The sequence below is a fragment of the Nonomuraea sp. NPDC049400 genome (assembly GCF_044466425.1).
In the GTDB taxonomy this organism is placed as follows: Bacteria; Actinomycetota; Actinomycetes; order Streptosporangiales; family Streptosporangiaceae; genus Nonomuraea.
In genome coordinates this window covers 1-3116 of sequence record NZ_JBITMP010000136.1, presented here as the reverse complement: position 1 = coordinate 3116, position 3116 = coordinate 1, and the positions used below count along the sequence as shown (strand labels likewise).

The 3116-nt window shown below is 69.2% G+C and carries 3 protein-coding genes; 1 reads left to right on the top strand and 2 read right to left on the bottom strand.

Annotated elements, in window-relative coordinates; genetic code table 11:
- Positions 1-176: 176 nt before the first annotated feature.
- A complete protein-coding gene (locus ACIBVN_RS60700) occupies positions 177-1013 on the bottom strand; it encodes a universal stress protein (protein ID WP_397151993.1) in 837 nt (278 codons plus the stop codon).
- Positions 1014-1281: 268 nt separating this feature from the next.
- On the opposite strand from ACIBVN_RS60700, the gene ACIBVN_RS60695 reads away from it, so the two are divergent.
- Entirely contained in the window at positions 1282-1887 is a 606-nt protein-coding gene (locus tag ACIBVN_RS60695; protein WP_397151992.1) for a hypothetical protein, read from the top strand.
- A 41-nt stretch (positions 1888-1928) separates the two neighbouring features.
- Here ACIBVN_RS60695 and gap read toward each other — a convergent pair whose 3' ends face one another.
- Positions 1929-2912 (bottom strand): type I glyceraldehyde-3-phosphate dehydrogenase, encoded by a 984-nt coding sequence (gene gap / locus ACIBVN_RS60690; RefSeq protein WP_397151991.1) that lies wholly within the window; start codon positions 2910-2912, stop codon positions 1929-1931.
- Between the last annotated feature and the right edge of the window lie 204 nt (positions 2913-3116).

The following is a 3116-nucleotide window of genomic DNA, read 5'->3' as shown; positions in this document are numbered from 1 at the left end:
ACGGTCGTCAACACGGGCGGCGCCTTGGTGCCCGGCGGCCCGGTCCCGGCGATCGTGCTCGGCGTGCTCACGGCGTTGTGGGTGCTGGCCGCCAGCTGGTTCCTCATCCGCGAGCACCTGCCGATCCCCGCTGTGGGGGCGAGGCCGGCGATGGGCCACTAGACATCTCGTGCGCCTCAGCGGCGGACAACGGCGACCGGGCAGTGAGCGTAGTGCAGCACACCGTGGCTGACGGAGCCCAGCACCGCGGACACCATACCGCCGTGTCCCCGGTTGCCGACCACGACCAGATCGGCGCCCTTGGACGCTTCAGCGAGGGCCGCCACGGGATGAATGGAGGTGATGTCCTCGATCACGTTGACCTTGGGATGCTTGGCCCGCCAAGGGACGAGTCGATCACGAAGGAATTCGTACTGGGCTCGTTGTAGCCGCTCCAAGTTGATCGAGACCGCGTGAACGGGAACAGCGTAGGCATAGACGGCGCGCAGCGCTGCTCGGCGCAGGGAAGCCTCGGCGAAGGCATGGGCCAGGGCGGGCTCGCAGGAATCGCTCTCATCCACGCCTACCACGAGCTGCCCGTGTTCGGCCGCCATCTCTCGTACCACGACGACCGTGCCGTGTGCGTGGCCCGCCACGCCCAGGCTCACCGAGCCGAGCAACGCGCTCGCGAACCCGCCCCGGCCGCGCGAGCCGACCACCAGCTCGGCGGCCGACGCCGCCCGCACCCGCAGGTCCGCCACCGCCGATCCGGTCACCACTCTGGTAGCGACCTCGACGCCGGGCCATCCGGCCATGACAGTCTGGGCCTCCTCCTCCAGCATCACCTCGGCGGCCTCTCCGAGCGCTTCCAGCAGGCCGGGGACCGGATAACGCGGAAGGTCGTAGGTGCCGCGTTCGATCACGTGCACGAGCTCGAGCCGGAGCCCCTTGCGTGCCGCGTCGGCAGCTGCCCACGCGAGCGCGGCATCGGCGCCCGGCGAACCGTCAGTTCCCACGACGATGACGTCGTTCATGGTTGCGCCTTTCGCTAGCTGCCGAGAGCCCTCCCCTGCGGACCTCCTGCCCGAAAGGCGGCAAAGCCACGGCAAAGGCCCTCAAGGCTACGTTGTGGTCATCGGCCGTCCCCCACGCAGTCGTCCTGCTCTCAGCGCAGGCCTGCGGACGCTCTCTTCGTCCGAGGCGATCACTCCAGAAGAGGTCCAAGGCCCCACAGCGTCCGGGCCATATGTCCCTATCGTCCACCGCCATCCCCGCCACAAGCTGAAGGGAGGGAGGTGCATCATGCGACTCTCGAATCGGTGGGTGGCACTCCGCATACGCCGCTACTGGCCAGGGCGGAACCCATTGCGCCGTCGCTCCGACCGGCTCGAGGCGGCAGGCGTGGCCGTAGCGCTGATTCTGCTGCTGTTCAGCGTCTGGCCCGCCCTCGCCATGGGGCAACTGGCCTACGAGAACGGCCTGCAGGCCGAGCGTGCCGGTCCCGGCATCCGTCAGCAGGTGACAGCGACCCTCGTGCGGGACGCGCCGGACACCGTTGGCGTCGTGGGCAATGACAATGGCGTGGCGCCAGAATCACGCGCTGCCGCGGGCTGGGTGGCGCCGTCAGGCGAGCAAAGGACGGGCCAGGTGAACGTGCCCGCCGGCACCAAGGCGGGTGCTTCCCTGAAGGTGTGGATCGACGGCCGGGGCAAGCTGACCAGACCGCCCACGACTCACACGGACACACTGGCGGGCGCTGTGACCACGACCCTCCTGGTCATCGCCGGAGCTGCCGCCACGCTGATGCTGGGCTTCCGGAGCTTCAGATGGTTGCTGGACAGAGGACGGTACGCCGCGTGGGACGCCTCCTGGGCCGAGGCATGCGAGCGGTGGCGGCGCTTGTCGTAGACCGACCGCCGCTCCGCCACAGATCACCGGCCGCCGCGATGTCACGCCATCCGCTGGGCCATCTCCACCAGCCGGTTGGCGTAGCCCCACTCGTTGTCGTACCAGCCGAACACCTTCACCAGGTCCCCGCTCGCCTGCGTGAGGACAGAGTCGAACACGCACGAGGCGGCGTTTCCGATGATGTCGCGGGATACCAGTGGGTCGGTGCTGTAATGCACGATGCCGTGCAACTCCCCTTGGGCAGCCGCGGCGAAGGCGTCGTTGATCTCCTGCGCGGTGACCGGCCGGGCAAGCTGGGCGGACAGGTCGGTGATCGAGCCGTCCTCGACCGGCACCCGGATGGCGATGCCGTCCAGCCGGCCGTCCAACTCGGGTAGCACCTGGCCGACCATGCGGGCGGCCCCTGTGGTGGTCGGCACGATGTTGACCGCCGCCGAGCGGGCCCGGCGCGGGTCCTTGTGCGGGGCGTCCAGCAGCACCTGGTCACCGGTGTAGGCGTGGATGGTCGTCATGAAGCCGCATACCAGGCCGAACCGCTCGTGCAGCACCTTGACCATCGGCGCGACGCAGTTGGTGGTACATGAGGCCAGCGAGACGATCTCGTGCCGGTCCGCGTCGTAGGCGCCGTCGTTGACACCCGGGACGATGGTGGCGTCCAGGCCCTTGCCCGGGGCCGAGAGCAACACCTTGCGAGCGCCTGCCTTCAGGTGCGCGGCCAGGGCATCCCTCGTCCTGAACCGGCCGGTGGAGTCGATGACCAGCTCGACGTCGTGGGCACGCCAGTCGATCTCGGCCGGGTCGGCGCAGGCGCTCACCGCTATGACCCTGTCGTCGACCTCCAGCCTCCCTGGGGAGGCGGTGACGGGCAGGTCGAGCGAGCCGTAGGTGGAGTCGTGCTTGAGCAGGTGAGCCAGCGCGGCCGCGTCGGTGATGTCGTTGACAGCGACGATGTCCAGGTCAGTATGCAGGGCGCGCCTCAGGGCGGCACGGCCAATCCTGCCGAACCCGTTGATCCCTATCCTCATGCCTTCATCGTCCGTCGCTGGGAGGGGAAGCGCTTAGAGGCGACAGTCCCACCTGCGGCAGGACCTTCGGCCTATCAGCTCATCGAGATTTCCGGCCGATCCGCCGGGTCAGGTCGCACAGCGGCGGGGTCAAGGCGGCCGCGGCGAGTGCCATGGCCCAGCCCAGCGGGGGGATCGTGGTGAGGGCGAGCAGCTCGCCCAGCG